We start from the raw sequence: 17,300 nt of genomic DNA, 5'->3' as shown, positions 1-17,300 counted from the left end.
CGGGGCCGGACCGCCGTCGGCCCCCTCGGTACGGTGAGGGCCGGGGCGAGGAGGGGTGGGCATGGGAACGGTGGGCATGGGGACATCGGGGACGGCGACGGGAGCGGGGCCTGCGCGGTGGACGCCGCTCGGCGCACTGCGGGCGCGGCTGCTGGCCGAGATCAACGCCACCGTGCACGGCCGGGACCTGCACCTGGAGCGCTACGACCGCCCGGCCGGCGACCCGGGCCTGTTCGGTCCGGACAGCGTGGTGTGGCGGGTACACGGGCACCCGGCCGGGATGCTGATGGGCGGCTTCGCGGCGCTGCTGTTGCAGTCCCTGCACCCGTTGGCGATGGCCGCCGTCGACGCGCACTCGGACTTCCGCGTCGACCCGACCGGGCGGCTGAACCGGACGGCCCGGTTCGTCACCACCACCACGCTCGGTTCGACGACGGCGGCCGAGCAGGCGATCGCCGCCGTGCGGCGGATCCACCCCCGGATCACCGGCACCGCACCGGACGGCCGCCCCTACCGCGCCGACGACCCGGAGCTGCTCACCTGGGTGCACACCGCCGAGGTGGTGTGCCTCCTGACCGGCTACCAGGTCTTCGCCGCGACCCCGCTGTCCGCCGCCGAGTGCGACCGCTACTACGCCGAGGCGGCGCGCGTCGCCGAGCGGCTGGGCGCCCGCGAGGTGCCGCGCTCCCGTGCCGAGGTGGTGGCCTATCTGGCCGGGATCCGGCCGGAGTTGCGGGTGACGCCGCCGGCCCTGGACGTGCTCCGGCTGCTGCGCGGCTTCGGCCGAAGCCGCCGCGAGCGGGCCGCTGTCCGGGTGCTGACGAACGCCTCGATCGGCCTGCTGCCGCCCTGGGCCCGGGCCGAACTCGCCGTCCGGCGGCCCCGGTTGGTCCGGGCGGCGTGGGACCGCCCGCTGGCCCGGACGGGCGGGCGGATCATGGTGTGGGCCTGCGGCCCCTCGCAGATCCGCGCCGCCGCGTACGCCCGGGCCACCGCCGCACCGCAGGTGGGTTGAGGCCACGTCCGGTCGGTGCCGGGGCGGGCCGCTACCGTCGCGCCGGCACCCGGTCGCCGCCCAGCAGGGCGGTGACGGCCGCCGGCATCCGGACGGCGGGCCGCCCGGGCCCGAGCAGGCCGATCAGGACGCCCACCGCCGAGAGTCCGACCCCCACCCACAGGGCGGAGGTGAAGCCGTCCACGAAGGCGTCGGGCGAGCCGTACGCGCCCGGGCGGGCGAACACCGAGGCCAGGACGGCCACCCCGAAGACCCCGCCGAGCTCGCGCAGCGCGCTGTTGGTGCCGGCGGCCATCCCGACGTCCCGGTCGTCGACGGCCGCCACGACCTCGTTGGCCACGGTCGGGAACACCAGCGAGGTGCCGATCCCGGCGACGGCGAGGGCGACGCCCAGCTCGGCGAAGCCGAGGCCGGGCCGGGCGAGGCCGGCGACCCAGGCCAACCCGGCGGACTGGAGCAGCAGGCCGACCACGATGAACGGCCGGTTCCCGAACCGGTCGGCCAGCCGCCCGGCGAGCGGCGCCACCACCACCGGTGCCGCCGTCCAGGCCAGCAGCCGCAGACCCGCCTGCATCGGTGAGAGCCCCTGGGCCGTCTGGAAGAACTGCGCCATCAGGAAGAGCGCGCCGAACAGTCCGGCGTAGAGGAAGAAGCTGACGCCGTTGGCGGCCGCGAAGCGGCGTCGGCGGAACATCGTCAGCGGCAGCATCGGCGCCGGGGCGCGCCGCTCCCACCACAGGAACGCGCCCACCACGGCCCCGCCCGCGATCAGCGATGCCAGCACCTCACCGCTGCCCCAGCCCACGGTGTTCGCCCGCACCAGCCCCCAGGTGAGCCCGAAGAACCCCGCCCCGGCGAGCAGCAGCCCGGGAACGTCGAGGTGCGGATCGGGCCCGAAGCTCTCGCGCAGCCGGGTCAGCGCGAGCGGGATCAGGGCCAGGCCGATCGGGACGTTCAGCCAGAAGATCCAGTGCCAGCTGATCCCCTGGACGACCGCGCCGCCGACCACCGGCCCGGCGGCCACCGCCAGCCCGGCGATGCCGCCCCACAGACCGATGGCCATGCCGCGCCTGCCGGCCGGGAACGCCTCGCTGATCAGGGTCAGGGTCAGCGGCATCACCAGCGCCGCCCCCGCGCCCTGCACCGCCCGGGCGGCGACCAGTGCGCCGACCGTCGGGGCGAGCGCCGCGGCGGCCGAGGCCGCGGTGAACACGGCCAGGCCGATGCCGTACATCCGCCGCCGGCCGAAGCGGTCGCCGAGCGCCGCACCGGTGAGCAGCGCGCAGGCGAAGCACAGGTTGTACGCGTTGACCGTCCACTCCAGGTCGGTGAGGCCGCCGTGCAGCGACACCCGCAGGACGGGCAGCGCCGTGGTGACGACCAGGGTGTCCAGGGCGGTCATGAAGACGCCCAGCGAGGCCAGGACGAGCGTCCAGGCCTGGTGGGCCGGCCGGGCCGGCGCGCCGGATGCCGCGGCACCGGATGGTGTCGCGCTGGGGGCTGTGGCCATGACGGATGGCACCTCCTCGCTCGGTTTCCACGGGTGGGACGAACGGGGGCGGCCCGGATGGACGGCGATGGCCCGGAGGGCGATGGCTCGGACAGCGATGGCCGCCCGGATTCCCCCGGCGGACGATGGGTTCGCTCGGGGTGGTCCGTCCGGTCCATCCTGGTTCGTCCCGTTCGTCCCACTGGTGACGGCCGGAACGACCGTCCGGAACGTGCGACCGGTCCGAACGGCCGGAACGTGCGACCGGAACGAGGAGGACGAGATGCGGTACCTGCTGATGATCTGCACGGACGAGAACGCCGTCGGCGCCCTCGGCCCCGAGGAGGGCCGGGCGATGCTCGCCGAGTACACCGCCTTCGGCGAGGAGATGGGCCGGCGCGGCGTGCTCCTCGGCGGGGAGCGGCTGCGGCCGACCACCGACGCCACCACCGTGCGGGTGCGCGAGGACGAGGTGCTGGTCGCCGACGGCCCCTTCGCGGAGACGAAGGAACAGGTCGGCGGCTACTACCTGGTCGACGCCCGGGACCTCGACGAGGCGATCGAGATCGCGTCCCGGATCCCCGGGGCGCGCCACGGGACGATCGAGGTGAGACCGATCTGGGAGCGGTGACCGACCACGCGGCGGACGCCGTCGCCGAGACCTTCCGCTCCGAGTGGGGCCGCATCGTCGCCGTCCTGATCCGCTGGACCGGTGACTGGGACCTCGCCGAGGAGTGCGCCCAGGACGCCTTCGCCAAGGCGCTGGAGCGCTGGGCCCGGGACGGCGTCCCCGCCAACCCCAGGGCGTGGCTGATCGCCACGGCCCGCAACCGGGCCGTGGACCGGCTGCGCCGCACCCGCACCGAGGCCGCCAAACTGCGGGAGCTCGCGATGACGACGCCCGAGCCCGAGCCGCCGGCGGCGGACGACAGCGGCATCGCCGACGACCGGCTGCGGCTGATCTTCACCTGCTGCCACCCGGCCCTGCCGCTGGAGGCCCGGGTGGCGCTCACCCTGCGCACCCTGGCCGGGCTGACCACCCCGGAGATCGCCCGCGCCTTCCTGGTGAGCGACCAGGCGATGGCCAAGCGCCTGGTGCGGGCGAAGGCCAAGATCCGGCACGCGCGGATCCCCTACCGGGTGCCGCCCGGGCACCTGCTGCCGGAGCGGACGGCCGGCGTGCTGGCCGTGCTCTACCTCCTGTTCAACGAGGGGTACAGCGCGACCGGGGGAGCCGAGCTGATCCGCGCCGGACTCTGCGCGGAGGCGCTGCGACTGGCCCGCCTGCTGGCCGAGCTGATGCCCGACGAGCCCGAGGCGCTCGGCCTGCTCGCCCTGATGCTGCTGCACGACGCCCGCCGGGCCGGCCGGGTGAACGCCGCGGGTGAACTCGTCCCCCTGGAGGAGCAGGACCGCTCCCGGTGGGACGCCGGCGCGGTGGCCGAGGGCGTGGCCGTCCTGGACGCCGCCGCCCGGCGGTCGGCCGGGCCCGGTTTCTACGGCCTCCAGGCCGCGATCGCCGCCTGCCACGCCACGGCCGTCACGGCCGCCGACACCGACTGGCCGCGGATCGCCCGGCTGTACGGCAGGCTGGCCGAACTGACGCCCTCCCCGGTGGTCGCGCTCAACCTGGCCGTGGCCCGGGCGATGGCCGAGGGCCCGGCCGTCGGCCTGGAGCTCGTCGCCCGTCTGGCGGAGGACCCCCGGCTGGCCGGCTACCACCTGCTCCCCGCGACCCGCGCCGACCTGCTGCGCCGCCTCGGCCGCCACCGCGAGGCCACCGACTCCTACCGGGCGGCCCTGGCCCTCGCGACCGGCGACGCCGAACGCCGGTACCTCCGCCGCCGCCTGGCGGAGGCCGGGAGCGGAGACCGACGCCCGCAGACCGAGGAGCGCAGGACGGGCGCAGACCGAGGAGCGGAGACCGACGGACGGAGGCCGACACCTGACGGAGGGTGAGGGCCATCCGGCCGTACCGTCCGACATGGGTTGATTAGGGTGGGTACGCGGTCGTCCGAACGGCGCCGCACCGGGCCGGGGTACGGGAAGTGGGCGCGCTGTGATCCGTGGGGTCCACCTGGAGGCGCAGTGGCGGCGGGAGGCGCTGCGTACCAACCTGTGGGTCGTCCCGATCCTGGAGGTGGTACTCGCCGGGGCGCTGTTCGCGGGCACCGCCGCGCTGGACCGGGCGGCCTACGCCGGCGACCTGGGGCTGCCGTCCTGGGTGATCAGCGGGACGGCGGACTCGGCGCGGCAGATCCTGGCGGCGATCGCGGCGGCCCTCATCACGGTGGTCGGCGTGGTGTTTTCGATCATGATCGTGACCCTGACGCTGGCCTCCACCCAGTTCGGGCCGCGCATGCTGCGCACCTTCATCCGGGACCGCACCACCCAGCTGACCCTGGGCACCTTCGTCGGCACGTTCACCTTCGCGATCCTCGCGCTGGTCGTCACCGGGCCGGGTCCGAACGGCGACTTCGTCCCGCACCTGTCGATCACCGTGTGCATGGTGCTGGTGCTCGCCGACCTCGCCGTGCTGATCTTCTTCATCCACCACATCGCCACCTCGATCCAGCTGCCCCGGGTGATCGCCAGCATCGCGGCCGAGCTGTCCGAGGCGATCGAGGCGAGCGCGGGCGGCCCGGAGCCGAAGGGCGTCACCCGCGGGCCCTCCGCCCAGGAGCTGGGCATCCGGCTCGACACCGAGGGGGCCGCCGTTCCGGCGCCCGCCAGCGGGTACCTCCAGTTCGTCCGGCACCGCACGCTGGTGCGGATGGCCGCCGACCTGGACGCCGTCATCCGGCTGGACCACCGGCCCGGGCACTTCCTGGTCCAGGGCCACCAACTGGCCACCGTCTGGCCGCCCGAGGCGGCGCCCGAGGTGGCCCGCAGCTTCGCCCGCGCCCACGTCGCGGGCTCGACGCGCACGCTCGCCCAGGACATCGCCTTCGCGGTCGACCAGCTGGTGGAGATCGCCATCCGCGCCCTGTCCACCGCGGTGAACGACACCTTCACCACCCTGACCTGCATCGACTGGCTCGGCGAGGGACTGTGCCGGATCGCCGCCCGGTGGAGCCCGAACCCCGTCCACCGGGACGAGGCCGGTTACATCCGGGTGATGACCGCGCCCGTCAGCTACGAGCGGCTGGTCCAGCGCGCCTTCGAGAAGATCCGCCAGGCCGCCCCCGGGATGCCGGCCGTGCTGATCCGCCAGCTCGACGCCCTCGCGGAGATCATGGCCGAGACGAGGAACGAGGGGCAGCGCCAGGTGCTGCTCGACCAGGCGGGGATGATCGAGCGCCTCAGCCGGGAGTCGGTCGCCGAGCCGGCCGACCGGGAGGACGTCCGGCGGCGGTACCTCGCCGTGCTGGCGGCGCACGACCACGCGCGGCGGACGGACGGCTCGGCCTGACGCTCACCCGGTCCGCCGCCGCGCTCACCGCCCCGCGCTCACCGCCCGGGCCGTTGCTCCAGAGCGTGCAGGACCTTGTCCAGCGTGATCGGGAGGTCCCGCACGCGCACCCCGCAGGCGTGCCACACCGCGTTCGACACCGCGGCGGCCGTGCCGACGATGCCGATCTCCCCGATGCCCTTGGACCCCATGGCGTTGACGTGGGGGTCGTGCTCGGGCAGCCAGTGCGCCTCGATCCCGTCGACGTCCGCGTTGGCCGCGACGTGGTAGTCGGCGAAGTCGTGGTTGACGACGTGGCCGGTGCGGGGGTCGAGCACGCTCTGCTCGTGCAGGGCCATCGACAGCCCCATCGTCATCCCGCCGACGAACTGGGACCGCGCCGTGCGCGGGTTGATGATCCGGCCGGCGGCGAACACGCCCAGCAGGCGCGCCACCCGCACCTCGCCCGTGTCGACGTGGACGCGCGCCTCGGCGAACTGCGCCCCGAAGGCGTGCATCGCGTAGCGGTCGTCGGCCGGACCGACGGCGCCGGAGGCCTCGGCCCCGTCCGGCGGCTCGGCCCCGTGCACCGCGCGGAAGGCGCGTGCGGCCTCGACGACGGCCGAGCCCCAGGTCGTCATGCCCGAGGAGCCCCCGGCCACCGACGCCACCGGGTAATCGGTATCGCCGATCCGCACCTCCACGCGGTCCACCGGCACGCCGAGCGCGTCCGCCGCGATCTGCGCCAGGGTGGTCCAGGTGCCGGTGCCGAGGTCGGCCGCCCCGATCTCGGCGACGTAGCGCCCGCCCTCCCGCCGGATCGTCGCCGTCGACTTCGTCATGCGGCTGACCGGGTAGGTGGAGGCCGCGACGCCCGTGCCGACCAGCCAGTCGCCGCGGCGGCGCACCCCGGGCCGCGGATCGCGCCGCGACCAGTCGAACCGCGCCGCGCCCTCCCGCAGGCAGCCGACGAGGTCGCGGCTGGAGAAGGGCTTGCCGGAGCCGGGTTCGACGGCGGGCTCGTTGCGGATCCGCAGCTCGACCGGGTCCAGTCCCAGGCGCTCGGCCAGCTCGTCCATCGCCACCTCCGGGCCGAACATGCCGGGGCACTCGCCCGGTGCGCGCATCCAGGAGGGCACCGGGACGTCGAGCACGGCGAGCCGGTGCGAGGTCCGCCGGTTCGCCGCGGCGTACATCATCCGCGCCGGCACCCCGGTCTGCTCGGCGAACTCCTTGATGCGCGAGGTCTGTTCGACGACGTCGACGGCGAGCGCGGTGAGCCTGCCGTCCCGGTCGGCACCGAGGCGGCACCGCTGGACGGTCGGCGTGCGGTAGCCGGCGAGGGCGAACATCTGCTGCCGGGTCAGCGCGATCCGCACCGGTCGGCCTGGCACCGCGCGCGCCGCCATCGCGGCGAGCACCACGTTGACGTGCGGCTGCCCCTTGGACCCGAACCCGCCGCCCACGTACGGGCAGACGACCCGCACCCGCGCTTCGTCCAGACCGAACAGCGGCGCCAGGACGGCACGCGTCGGGTGGACGCCCTGGGTGGAGTCCCACAGGGTGAGGAACCCGTCACCCGCCGGGTCCCACAGGGCCGCCGTGGTGTGCGGCTCCATCGGGTTGTTGTGGTACATCGCGGTGGTGTACGTCTCGTCGACGGTCACCGGCGCGGCCGCCAGCGCGGCGTCGACGTCGCCCTCGGAGGTGGCGGCGGGGAAGTCCGCGTTCACCTTCTCGGGCGCGTACAGGTCGTCGCGGTCGGCCCGCAGCTCGACGTCGTGCGCCTGCGGTGCGTAGCCGACCCGGACGAGCGCGGCCGCGTGCCGCGCCACCTCGGAGCTGTCGGCGACGACCAGGGCGACGACCTGGCCCCGGAAGGCGACCTCCTCGTCCTGCAGGACCGCCAGCTCGCGGTCCTCGGTGGAGGCCAGGCGTTCGGCGGTCGCGGGGGTGAGCACGGCGACCACGCCCTCGAGTGCCTCGGCGGCGGCGGTGTCGAGCTCGGTGACGCGACCTCGCGCGATCGTGGCCTGGACGGCGTGCAGGTACGCGGGGTCCGCCAACGGGGCGTCACCGGCGTAGCCGGCGGTACCCAGGACCTTGACCGCCCCGTCCCGGCGGGGCAGATCGCGGCCGACGGCGTCCGGCTCGCTCGGGAACGTCATGGGGAGTCCTCTCCTGCCAGGCCGCGCAGGGTGGCGGCGAGGGTTCGGCGCAACAACGGGATCTTGAACGCGTTGCCGCCGTCCAGCCCCTCGGCGGGCCGGGCACCGGCCAGTTCCGCGTCGGCGGCGTCCCGGTAGCTCCGCTCCGAGGCCGGCGCGCCGCGCAGCGCCTCCTCGGCCCGGTACGCCCGCCACGGCGTGTGCGCGACGCCGCCGAACGCGACCCGCGCGTCCACGATCACGCCGTCCTCGACGTCGAGCGCCGCGGCCACGCTGACCAGCGCGAAGGCGTAGGACGCGCGGTCGCGCACCTTGCGGTAGGCCGAGCGGCGGGCGATCGGCGCGGCCGGCAGGTCGATCGCGGTGATCAGCTCACCGTGCTCCAGGACGGTGTCGCGCTCGGGTGCGTCACCGGGCAGCCGGTGCAGCCCCACGAAGGGGACGGTGCGCTCCCCGGCCGGACCGAGCACCCGCACCCGCGCGTCGAGCGCCGCCATCGCCACCGCCATGTCGGACGGGTGGACCGCGATGCAGTGCTCGGAGGCGCCGAGGACCGCGTGGTGCCGGGTCCACCCGCCGATCGCGGAACAGCCGGAGCCGGGCTCCCGCTTGTTGCAGGGGGTGGTGACGTCCTGGAAGTAGGCGCAGCGCGTCCGCTGCAGCGGGTTGCCGCCGACGGTCGCCATGTTGCGCAGCTGCCCCGACGCCCCCGAGAGCAGGGCCTGCGACAGCACCGGGAAGCGCTCGCGCACCCGCGGATCCGCGGCGAGCTCGCTGTTGCCGACCCCCGCGCCGATCCGCAGACCACCGCCGTCGAGCTCCTCGACCTCGGCGGGCAGGACACCGGCGAGGCCGACGACCAACTCGGGCGCCACGACGCCCAGCTTGAGGTGGTCCACCAGGTTCGTCCCGCCGGCGAGGAACACCGCGCCCGGGTTCCCGGCCACGCTGCGCACGGCGGCCGCGGCGTCGGCGGGGCTGAGGTAGTCGAACGGCTTCACCCCGCCGCCTCCGTGCCGGTGGCCCGGGGACCGCCCGGCCGGGTGGCGCCCGCCCGCGGGGCCGGGGAGGCTCCGGCCGCCTGCCGGACGGCGGCCACGATGTTGACGTAGGCCCCGCAGCGGCACAGGTTGCCGCTCATCCGCTCGGCCACCTCGGTCCGGTCCAGCCGTGGCGCCCCCGGCCCCTCGGTCACCGCGCTCGGCCAGCCCCTGGCGAGCTCGTCGAGCGCCCCGACCGCCGAGACGACCTGCCCCGGGGTGCAGAAGCCGCACTGGAGCGCGTCGCAGTCGACGAAGGCCCGCTGCACCGGGTGCAGGCCGCCCTCGCCGCCCGGCGGTCCGTCGCCGGTCGCCGCGCCGGCGGCGAGCCCCTCGGCGGTGACGACCTCGGCGCCGTCCTGGGTGACCGCGAGCGTCAGGCAGCTCAGGACGCGCCGGCCGCCGGACAGCACCGTGCACGCGCCGCACTGCCCGTGGTCGCACCCCTTCTTGGGGCTCGTCACCCCGAGCCGCTCGCGTAGGGCGTCCAGCAGTGTCGTGCGCGTGTCGACGGTCAGCCGACGCGCGGCCCCGTCGACCCGTACGGTGATTTCCTTGTGCATCGCACGAACGTCCCCGGCCCGGAGAGCGCCCACACACCGCACGGCGTCGCGTCACACCCGCGGCGGCGGGCCGCGCTCCGGACACGCCCGAGCGCCCGGCACGGGGCCGGTGTCAGTGGGAGGCCCTACGGTGGCGCCGTGGACGAGTACGGGACACGCGTCGAGTACGCGGTACCGGTCCTGCCGAGCCGGGACCTGGACGAGACCTCGGAGTTCTACGCCCGCCTGGGCTTCGAGCCGCGCGGGCGCTGGGACGGGGAGGACGGCGAGGACGGCTACCTGATCGTCGTCAGGGGCACGGTCGAACTGCACTTCCGCTACGACCCCGGCGTGGACCCGCTGACCACGGCCGGCAGCTGCTACCTGCAGGTCCGGGACGCGGACGCGCTGCACCGGGACTGGGCACGGCTCGGCGTGCCCACCGACCGGGCCACCGGCAGCCGGCTGATGCCGCCCACCGACACCGGCTACCGGATGCGGGAGTTCGCGCTGGTCGACCGCAGTGGCAACCTGCTACGGATCGGCAGCCCGTCCCGGCGGCACTGAGCGCCGACGCTGTCCGAGGCGGGGCCGCCCGGCCGTCCGGTCCGCCCGGTCCGCCCGAGTGGACGGCGTGTGAAGCACTGCGGCCCGGTCACGGCTCGCGGACGCACTCGATCAGGTAGTCGCCGGTGGCCGGGTCGATCGTGACGCCGTGGGTCTCGCTGCGGAACCCGGGGAACTGCCGGTCGAACTCCTCAAGTGCCCCGAGATAGCGCAGCAGCGGCCCGCCGGGGGCGCCGACGGCCTCGCCCGGCATCAGCACCGGGATCCCGGGCGGCGTCACGGTGACCATCGCGGCGGCCACCCGGCCGGCGGCCCGTGCCAGCGGCAGCCGCTCGGTGCCGCCCCGGATCAGCTGTCGGTAGCAGTGCTGGGGTGGCGCGACCGGCTCGGGCAGCTCGCGGAACGCCGTGTCGAGGGCGTCGATCAGCTCGGCGCCGGTGAGGTGCTCGTGCATCCGTCGGCACAGCTGCCCGAGCGTCAGACCGGTGTACCGGTGGGGGTACTGCTCGACGAGGCCGGGCAGGACGCGGTCGAGCGGGGCCTCGCCGTCGTGCAGCGCCTTGAAGTCCATCAGCGCGTCCATCAAGGTGCCCCACTTGCCCTTGGTGATGCCCATGGAGAAGAGCACGAGGGTGCTGTAGCTGTCGGTCTTCTCCACGACGATGCCGCGGCCGGCCAGGTAGGCGGTCAGGATCCGCGCCGGAACGCCCCAGTCGGACGTCCGCCCGGTGGCCGTGACGCCGGGGCAGGTGAGCGTGACCTTGATCGGGTCGAGCAGGCAGTACCCCTCGGTGAGGTCGGGGAAGCCGTGCCAGTCCGCGTCCGGTTCCAGGTGCCAACAGCTCGGTTCCCGGCTCAGCAGCGCGGCCGGGGCGTCCGCGAAGTCGAACCGCTCGCCGGTGGCCGGGTCGGTGACGGTGTCCGGCTGCCAGACGCCGAAGAACCAGGCGGGCCGGTCGCCGGCGGCGGCGATCCGTCGTGCCGTCCGGACGACGGCCTGACGGAACCTGATGGCCTCGGTGACGGCCTCGTCGATCAGCCACTGCCCCTGTGGGCCGTCCATCATGGCCGTGGCGACGTCGAGCGAGGCGATCCCCGGGTAGAACGGCGAGGTGGTGCCGTGCATCATGAACGCCTCGTTGAACCGCTCGTGCTCCACCGGGGCCCGGGGCGCGGACCGTACGTGGACCATCGCGCTCTGGGAGAGGGCGGCGAGCAGCTTGTGCGTCGACTGGGTGGAGAAGACCGTGGGCCGCAGCGGGTCGTCGAAGGTCTCCGGGCCGACCGCCATGCCGTAACGGCCCTCGTACAGCGGGTGGAAGCGGGCGTAGGCGAACCAGGCCTCGTCGAAGTGCAGCCGGGGCGCGCTGGGCGCGAACGCGCGGGCGGTCCGGACGGTGTCGTAACAGAGGCCGTCGTACGTCGAGTTGGTGATCACCGCGTACTGCGCCTGCGGGTCGACGGCGCCGGCGGTCAGCGGGTTGGCCGCGATCCTGGCGCGGACCACCTCCGGGTCCGTCCGGGTCGGTGGCAGCGGTCCGGCGAGTCCGTACCCGTTGCGGGTGGGGACCAGGTAGACCGGGCGGGCGCCGGAGATCACCAGCCCGTGCAGCACCGACTTGTGGCAGTTGCGGTCCACCAGCGCGATCTCGTCCCTCGCGACGCTGTAGTGGCCCACCATCCGGTCGGCCGTGGAGTCGCCGTGCAGGACGAAGTAGGTGCGGTCGGCCCCGAAGACCCGGGCCGCGTTGCGCTCGGCCTCGCCGATCGGACCGTTGTGCTCGAACAGCGAACCCAGTTCACCGACCGAGATGGACAGGTCGGTGCGGAACAGGCGCTCGCCGTAGTAGTCGAAGAACGCCCGCCCGGCCGGGGACTTGAGGAACGCGACGCCGCCCGAGTGGGCGGGGGTGTGCCAGGAGTACTCGTGCGCGTCGTCGAACCGCTGCAGCGCTTTGAAGAACGGCGGCAGGATGTCGCTGTGGTAGGCCCGCGCGGCGGCCTCGACCCGGCCGGCGACGAAGGTCGGAGTGTCCTCGAGGGGCCAGATGTACCCGGTCACCACCTCCGACACCCAGAGCGGCAGCGCTTCGAACTCCTGCTCCGAGTCGTCCGGCATGACGAGGAAGGAGGGGAGGTCCTTGAAGCGGCGCCCGATCGTCCGCAGCACGTCGGCGCCCCCGTCCTGTGGGCCGGCCGGCCCGCCGCCGGGCCCGCCGGGGGCGAGGTCCCAGGCGACGACGGCCGCGGCGATCGCCGCCTCGGTCTGCAGCACCGCCCGGGCGTCGCGGGCGGTGGAGGCCCACCGCAACTCAAAGCCGCGGTTCTCCAACTCCTTTCCCACTCGACGGAGTTGCTCGCCGGCGGCACCGGACCGAACCGGCCCCTCGTGCAAAGCCAGCAGGATCGCGCTCTTACCCATCGGTCACCGCACCTCTCCCCACCCGGGGACTCGTGGACGTCGCGCCAGTATCGGAGCGTCCGGGCGGTGCCACCGGTCGTACCCGACCGGTTCGCCCGAACGGGTGGCGCGGCCCTCCGCGCACGGGGCGCCACCCGGTCGTGCGCGTACCGAACCCTGCGCCGTCGTGCGCCGGGCCCGCAAGCCCGGCGCGGCGGGCGTGCCGAGCGCGGCCGCCACCGGCCCGTCGTGCGCCGACGGGCCACCACAGGTGGGATGGTGGTGCGCCCCTCGGGCCGGATCGGCCGGGAACACGCGCCGGGGCGGTACCGTGCGGGGCCGGCGGGCGGCACGAGCCGCCCGCCGTGAGCGACACCCGACGAGGAGACGCCACCGTGGCCACCGACTACGACGCCCCGCGCGACACCGGCGACGAGAGCAGTGACGACAGCATCGAGGCGCTGAAGAACCAGCGCGACGACAAGCAGAGCTCCAGCGTCGACGTGGAGCCCGAGGCCGTCGAGGGCTTCGAGCTTCCCGGCGCCGACCTGTCCGGGGAGGAACTCACCGTCCGGGTCGTACCGCTGCAGGACGACGAGTTCACCTGCATGACCTGCTTCCTGGTCCACCACCGCGCCCAGCTCGCCGGCGAGGACCGCAACGGGCAGCCCATCTGCCGGGACTGCGCGTCCTGACCGGCGGCCGCCGGGGACGACGGCGGTCCCGCGCGGACGGAACCCCGCGGGACCGCCGGCAGGCCCGACGGCCGGGTCGGCTCAGGCCGTCCGGGTGATGGTGTAGACGACGTAGACGCCGCACTGGGCGCCGGAGCCCTGGGCGCTGACGACCCAGCCGGGCGGGATCGTGGAGGGCCCGCAGACCTGCAGGGTGGTCTGGTCCGTGACCTTGACGAGGGTGTAGGTCCCGTAGGTGCCGCAGGCGGGGGAGTCGGTCCGGATCGCGGTGATCACCCAGCCGGTCGGGATGGGGGACTGCCCGCAGGTCTGGAGCGTGGTCTGGGTGGTGACCTTGAGCAGGGAGTAGAGCGGGTAGCTGCCGCAGCCGGCGCCGTTCTGCATCGCGGTGATCACCCATCCACTTGGGACCGGCGAGTTGGCGCAGGCCTGGAGGCCGGTCTGGGTCGTGACCTTGAGGACGGTGTACGTCCCGTAGGTGCCGCAGGCGGGGGAGTCGGTCTGGATCGCGGTGATCACCCACCCGTTGGGGATGGCGGACTGTCCGCAGTCCTGGAGGGTGGTCTGGGTGGTGACCTTGAGCAGGGAGTAGAGGGGGTAGCTGCCGCAGCCGGCGCCGTTCTGCATCGCGGTGATCACCCACCCGCTCTGGACGGGGGAGTTGGCGCAGGCCTGGATGGTGGTGCGGTCGCCCAGCGGCACGAGGGTGTAGGTGCCGTAGGTGCCGCAGGCGGGGGAGACGGCCTGGATCGCGGTGACGACCCAGCCGGCCGGGATGGGGGACTGTCCGCAGGTCTGGAGCGTGGTCTGGGTGGTGACCTTGAGCAGGGAGTACAGCGGGTAGCTGCCGCAGGTGCCCGCGCCGCTCTGCATCGCGGTGATCACCCAGCCGCCGGGGACCGGTCCGTTGGAGCAGGCCTGGACGGAGGTTCTGGCCGAGACGTCGGTGATGGTGAACAGTCCGTAGCCGCTGCAGCCGGACCACTGCTCGCTGACGATCACCCAGCCGGTGGGCACCGGGGTGTAGCCGCAGATGGTCGTGGTGCCGCCGTCCTGCGGCGCGGCCTGTCCGGCCTGTGCGGCCTGAGTGGCGGGCGCGGCCTGCGCGGCCGGGGAGCCGACGAGGGTCAGCCCTCCCAGGAGCAGGGCCGTGACCGCCAGCCAGCGGGACAGGCATCTCCGTAATCCGGGCATCTGCATCCTCCTGGTCGTTCCGGGTCGGCCTGAGAGCCTGGCAGGCCCCGGCCGCCGTGACCAGACCGCCGACCGGACGCCCGACCGAACGGCGGGTTCGGCTCCGGCGGTGGTGCCGGGCTCGGCGACGACCTTGCCTCCGGCCGGGCGGTCGGCGGGGTAGGAGACGCTGCCGGTAGGCCCGGGGCGTCCTACCGTGAGAGGTGTCCCAGGCTTCTCCCCGGCGGCGGCACGCGCCCGCCGGGGCGGCACACCCCACCGGAGCGAGGTGCGATGCACCGATCGCGCGAGCGGACGGAGCGGCCCGGCACGGAAGGGCCCGGAACGGCACGGCCCGGTACGGCACGGCCCCGCACGGAGCGGCCGCGCAGGGCACGTCCCGACGCGGTGGTGGTGCACCGCGCCGTCCGGGTCACTCTGGCCGCGTGCACGGGGTTCTACGTGTTCCGCTACGGCCTGCACCGCCCGGTGTCCGCCACCTACGCGCTGTTCGCGGCGGTCGCCCTCGGTGTGCTGGCCCGGGTCGAGGGGGCCGCGCGGGCGCGGGCCCGGACGATCCTGTGGACGCTGCCGGTCGCCTGCGGGCTGGTCTGCCTCGGCACCGTCCTGGCCGTGCGCTCCTGGGCGGCGGCCCTGGGCATGGTCGCGGTCGGCTTCGCGGTGTCCTACGGTTCCGTCGGCGGCCCCCGGATGGTCGGGCTGGCCAACGGGCTGCAGCTGCTCTACATCCTCCCGTGCTTCCCGCCGTACAGCCCCGACACCCTTCCGCAGCGGCTGCTCGGCGTGACGGCGGGCCTGGTGCTGCTCGCCGCCGCGGAGCTGCTGCTGTGGCCCGAGCCGGCGCCGCCCGACTACCGGAGCCGGCTGTCGCGGGCCGCCTCCGCCCTGGCGGACCTGGCGGACCTCGCCGCCGACGCCTGCGCGGGCCGCGCCGTGCCCGCCGTGCCCGCCATGCCCGCCGTGCCCGCCGCGTCCGCCACGCCCGCTGCCAGCGACGCCGTCGACGCGGCCGCCGACCGGGCCCGCGCGCTGCTGGACGAGCTGCGCTTCAGCCGGGTCCCGGTGATGGAGCGCCCCACCTCGGCCGGTGCCGTGGACCGCGCCCTCACCCACGGTGCGGCCGCCCTCCGCTACACCGGCCCGCAGCTGCTCCGGATCCTCCGGCTCGCCCCGGCCGGGACCGCCGGCGCCCGGCCCGATCCGGGCGCGGCCCGGCTCACCGCCGCCACCGGACAGGCCCTGCGCGCGGCCGCCGCCGGGGTGCGCCCCGGGGGCCCCGCCCCGGACACTGTGCCGATCGAGGCGGAGCTCGCCGTCTTCGACACCGCCCGCGCCGCCGACCGGGACGGCGTCCGACCCGCCCGGCGGGCGCTCGGCACCGCCGCCCTCGACGCCGCCGAGGGCGCCCGCTTCGTCGCCCGCGCGGTGCGGGTCAGCCGGCACGCGGCCCTGCCGCCCGACGAGACGCCCGCCGACCAGCGCCCCGGGCCGTTCTGGTACGCCTACGACCCCACCCCGCTGCTCTGGTGGCGGCGCTTCCGCGCCAACCTCACCCCGCGCTCGGTCGCCTTCCGGAACGCGCTGCGCACCGCCGGCGCCCTGGGCGCGGCCCGGCTGCTGGCCGGCGCCCTCGACCTCACCCACGGCTTCTGGGTGCTGCTCGCCACGCTCACCCTGATGCGCACCAGCGCCGCCGACACCCGGATGACGCTGCGCCCCGCGCTGCTCGGCACGACGGCGGGCGCCGCCGTCACCGCCGCGGTGCTGCTCGGAGTGGGGGAGCACCCGCTGGTCTACGCGCTGGCGCTGCCCCCGGTGATGCTGCTCGCCTTCACGGCCGGCCCGGCGCTCGGACTCGCCTGGGGCCAGGGGCTGTTCACCCTCGTGGTCGCCCTGGTCTTCACCCAGCTGGCACCCGCGAGCTGGCGGCTCGCCGAGGCCCGGGTGATCAACGTGGCCGCCGGAGCGGCGATCGGCATCCTGGCCGGGCTCTGCGCCTGGCCGCGCGGCGGTGGCCAGGACCTGCGCCGGCGCGCCGCCGGGCTGCTGGAGGACAGCGCCGACGTCGTGCGGGAGACGGTGACCCTGCTGACCGGTGCCGGCCCGGCCACCGGGGCCCTGCAGCGGGCCCGCCGCTCCGCCCTGCTCACCGAGGCGATGTACGCCCAGTACCGCTGCGAACGGCACGACCGCGCCGAGGACGGGCCCAACTGGCAGGCGGCCGTCCTCACCGGCCAGCACGCCGTCCACAGGGCCGAACCGCTGCTCGCCCGCATCCCGCCCGGCTCGGCCGCGCCCCACCAGGGCGGGGCGCGGGCGCTGCTGCGCCACGCGGAGGACGTCGCGGCGGCCTTCCGACGCCAGGCGGCTGCCCTGCGCGCCCGCGAGTCGGCGGGCGCCGCCCGCCCGGCCCTCGACCGGGCCCGCGCCGCCCTGGCCGGCGAACTCGACGCCGCGGCGCCGTGGGCCGCCGGACCGGTGTCGCCGTACGCGGTGGACGTGGCGGTCTGGCTCGCGGGCCTGCTCGACGACCTCCAGCAGATCCACGACGGGAGGCCGATCGACGACGCAAGGCCGATCGACGACGCCCGGCCCCCACGATCCGGCTGAGCGACAGCCCCCCGGTCGGTCCGGTCCTTCGAGGACGGCGTCGGGTGCTGTCGGCCGCTCTTTGCATGATCGCGACGACGGGGCGTCGGCGCCGGACGCGGTGGGAGCAGGACGGTTGGTCCTGGACCGGTGCGCGGTCGACGCCTCGCGACCGGCGACCGGCCCGGCGTCCACACCCTGGAGCAGGC

At 75.3% G+C, this 17,300-nt stretch carries 13 protein-coding genes; 7 read left to right on the top strand and 6 right to left on the bottom strand.

What is annotated here, in order from left to right; translation table 11 throughout:
* Positions 1-61 precede the first annotated feature (61 nt).
* Complete coding sequence (locus tag ACIRD3_RS38105) at positions 62-1,015, top strand: oxygenase MpaB family protein (RefSeq protein ID WP_402226087.1); 954 nt, start codon at positions 62-64, stop codon at positions 1,013-1,015.
* A 31-nt stretch (positions 1,016-1,046) separates the two neighbouring features.
* On the opposite strand, the gene ACIRD3_RS38100 is transcribed toward ACIRD3_RS38105, so the two are convergent.
* The gene (locus tag ACIRD3_RS38100; protein ID WP_402226085.1) at positions 1,047-2,525 is read right to left on the bottom strand and encodes an MFS transporter; all 1,479 of its coding nucleotides are present in this window, start codon (positions 2,523-2,525) and stop codon (positions 1,047-1,049) included.
* Positions 2,526-2,787: 262 nt separating this feature from the next.
* Between ACIRD3_RS38100 and ACIRD3_RS38095 the strand changes: the two genes are divergently transcribed.
* The 3 genes from ACIRD3_RS38095 to ACIRD3_RS38085 all read left to right on the top strand — a co-directional run bounded on the left by ACIRD3_RS38095 (position 2,788) and on the right by ACIRD3_RS38085 (position 5,916).
* Entirely contained in the window at positions 2,788-3,135 is a 348-nt protein-coding gene (locus tag ACIRD3_RS38095; protein ID WP_402226083.1) for a YciI family protein, read from the top strand.
* Complete coding sequence (locus ACIRD3_RS38090; protein ID WP_402226081.1) at positions 3,132-4,463, top strand: RNA polymerase sigma factor; 1,332 nt, start codon at positions 3,132-3,134, stop codon at positions 4,461-4,463. Before ACIRD3_RS38095 ends, ACIRD3_RS38090 begins: the two co-directional genes overlap by 4 nt.
* 100 nt (positions 4,464-4,563) lie before the next feature.
* Positions 4,564-5,916 carry a DUF2254 domain-containing protein gene (locus ACIRD3_RS38085; RefSeq protein WP_402226079.1) on the top strand — a complete coding sequence of 451 codons (1,353 nt, stop codon included), beginning with the start codon at positions 4,564-4,566 and terminating at the stop codon, positions 5,914-5,916.
* Positions 5,917-5,954: 38 nt separating this feature from the next.
* On the opposite strand, the gene ACIRD3_RS38080 is transcribed toward ACIRD3_RS38085, so the two are convergent.
* Genes ACIRD3_RS38080 through ACIRD3_RS38070 form a run of 3 tightly spaced genes read right to left on the bottom strand, consistent with a single transcriptional unit; the run spans position 5,955 to position 9,666 of the window.
* Positions 5,955-8,063: a xanthine dehydrogenase family protein molybdopterin-binding subunit gene (locus ACIRD3_RS38080; RefSeq protein ID WP_402226077.1), complete on the bottom strand. Its 2,109-nt coding sequence runs from the start codon at positions 8,061-8,063 to the stop codon at positions 5,955-5,957.
* Positions 8,060-9,064: an FAD binding domain-containing protein gene (locus tag ACIRD3_RS38075; RefSeq protein WP_402226074.1), complete on the bottom strand. Its 1,005-nt coding sequence runs from the start codon at positions 9,062-9,064 to the stop codon at positions 8,060-8,062. The genes ACIRD3_RS38080 and ACIRD3_RS38075 overlap by 4 nt, the downstream gene beginning before the upstream one ends.
* Positions 9,061-9,666, bottom strand: a complete 606-nt coding sequence (locus ACIRD3_RS38070) for a (2Fe-2S)-binding protein (protein WP_402226071.1) — start codon at positions 9,664-9,666, stop codon at positions 9,061-9,063. The genes ACIRD3_RS38075 and ACIRD3_RS38070 overlap by 4 nt, the downstream gene beginning before the upstream one ends.
* Positions 9,667-9,804: 138 nt before the next feature.
* Between ACIRD3_RS38070 and ACIRD3_RS38065 the strand changes: the two genes are divergently transcribed.
* The gene (locus ACIRD3_RS38065; RefSeq protein WP_402226068.1) at positions 9,805-10,212 is read left to right on the top strand and encodes a bleomycin resistance protein; all 408 of its coding nucleotides are present in this window, start codon (positions 9,805-9,807) and stop codon (positions 10,210-10,212) included.
* 88 nt (positions 10,213-10,300) lie between these two features.
* On the opposite strand, the gene ACIRD3_RS38060 is transcribed toward ACIRD3_RS38065, so the two are convergent.
* A complete protein-coding gene (locus tag ACIRD3_RS38060; RefSeq protein WP_402226065.1) occupies positions 10,301-12,634 on the bottom strand; it encodes an Orn/Lys/Arg decarboxylase N-terminal domain-containing protein in 2,334 nt (777 codons plus the stop codon).
* 374 nt (positions 12,635-13,008) lie between these two features.
* Here ACIRD3_RS38060 and ACIRD3_RS38055 point away from each other — a divergent pair, with 374 nt between their 5' ends.
* On the top strand, positions 13,009-13,308 hold the full coding sequence (locus tag ACIRD3_RS38055) for a DUF4193 domain-containing protein (RefSeq protein ID WP_402226063.1): 300 nt from the start codon (positions 13,009-13,011) through the stop codon (positions 13,306-13,308).
* An 81-nt stretch (positions 13,309-13,389) separates the two neighbouring features.
* Here the strand turns inward: ACIRD3_RS38055 and ACIRD3_RS38050 are convergent, their stop codons facing one another.
* Entirely contained in the window at positions 13,390-14,502 is a 1,113-nt protein-coding gene (locus ACIRD3_RS38050) for a hypothetical protein (protein WP_402226061.1), read from the bottom strand.
* A gap of 390 nt (positions 14,503-14,892) precedes the next feature.
* On the opposite strand from ACIRD3_RS38050, the gene ACIRD3_RS38045 reads away from it, so the two are divergent.
* Positions 14,893-17,112 (top strand): FUSC family protein, encoded by a 2,220-nt coding sequence (locus tag ACIRD3_RS38045; protein ID WP_402226059.1) that lies wholly within the window; start codon positions 14,893-14,895, stop codon positions 17,110-17,112.
* Positions 17,113-17,300 lie beyond the last annotated feature (188 nt).

Origin of the sequence: Kitasatospora sp. NPDC093550 (genome assembly GCF_044764985.1) — a bacterium.
Classification (GTDB): Bacteria; Actinomycetota; Actinomycetes; order Streptomycetales; family Streptomycetaceae; genus Kitasatospora.
The sequence above is the reverse complement of the archived record's forward strand: the minus strand, read 5'-3'. Positions and strand labels throughout refer to the sequence as shown.

Bases quoted from the DNA above. Each gene is read 5' to 3' on its own strand.
- ACIRD3_RS38105 (WP_402226087.1), top strand. From the start codon at position 62: ATGGGAACGGTGGGCATGGGGACATCGGGGACGGCGACGGGAGCGGGG.
- ACIRD3_RS38100 (WP_402226085.1), bottom strand. From the start codon at position 2,525: ATGGCCACAGCCCCCAGCGCGACACCATCCGGTGCCGCGGCATCCGGC.
- ACIRD3_RS38095 (WP_402226083.1), top strand. From the start codon at position 2,788: ATGCGGTACCTGCTGATGATCTGCACGGACGAGAACGCCGTCGGCGCC.
- ACIRD3_RS38080 (WP_402226077.1), bottom strand. From the start codon at position 8,063: ATGACGTTCCCGAGCGAGCCGGACGCCGTCGGCCGCGATCTGCCCCGC.
- ACIRD3_RS38070 (WP_402226071.1), bottom strand. From the start codon at position 9,666: ATGCACAAGGAAATCACCGTACGGGTCGACGGGGCCGCGCGTCGGCTG.
- ACIRD3_RS38060 (WP_402226065.1), bottom strand. From the start codon at position 12,634: ATGGGTAAGAGCGCGATCCTGCTGGCTTTGCACGAGGGGCCGGTTCGG.
- ACIRD3_RS38050 (WP_402226061.1), bottom strand. From the start codon at position 14,502: ATGCCCGGATTACGGAGATGCCTGTCCCGCTGGCTGGCGGTCACGGCC.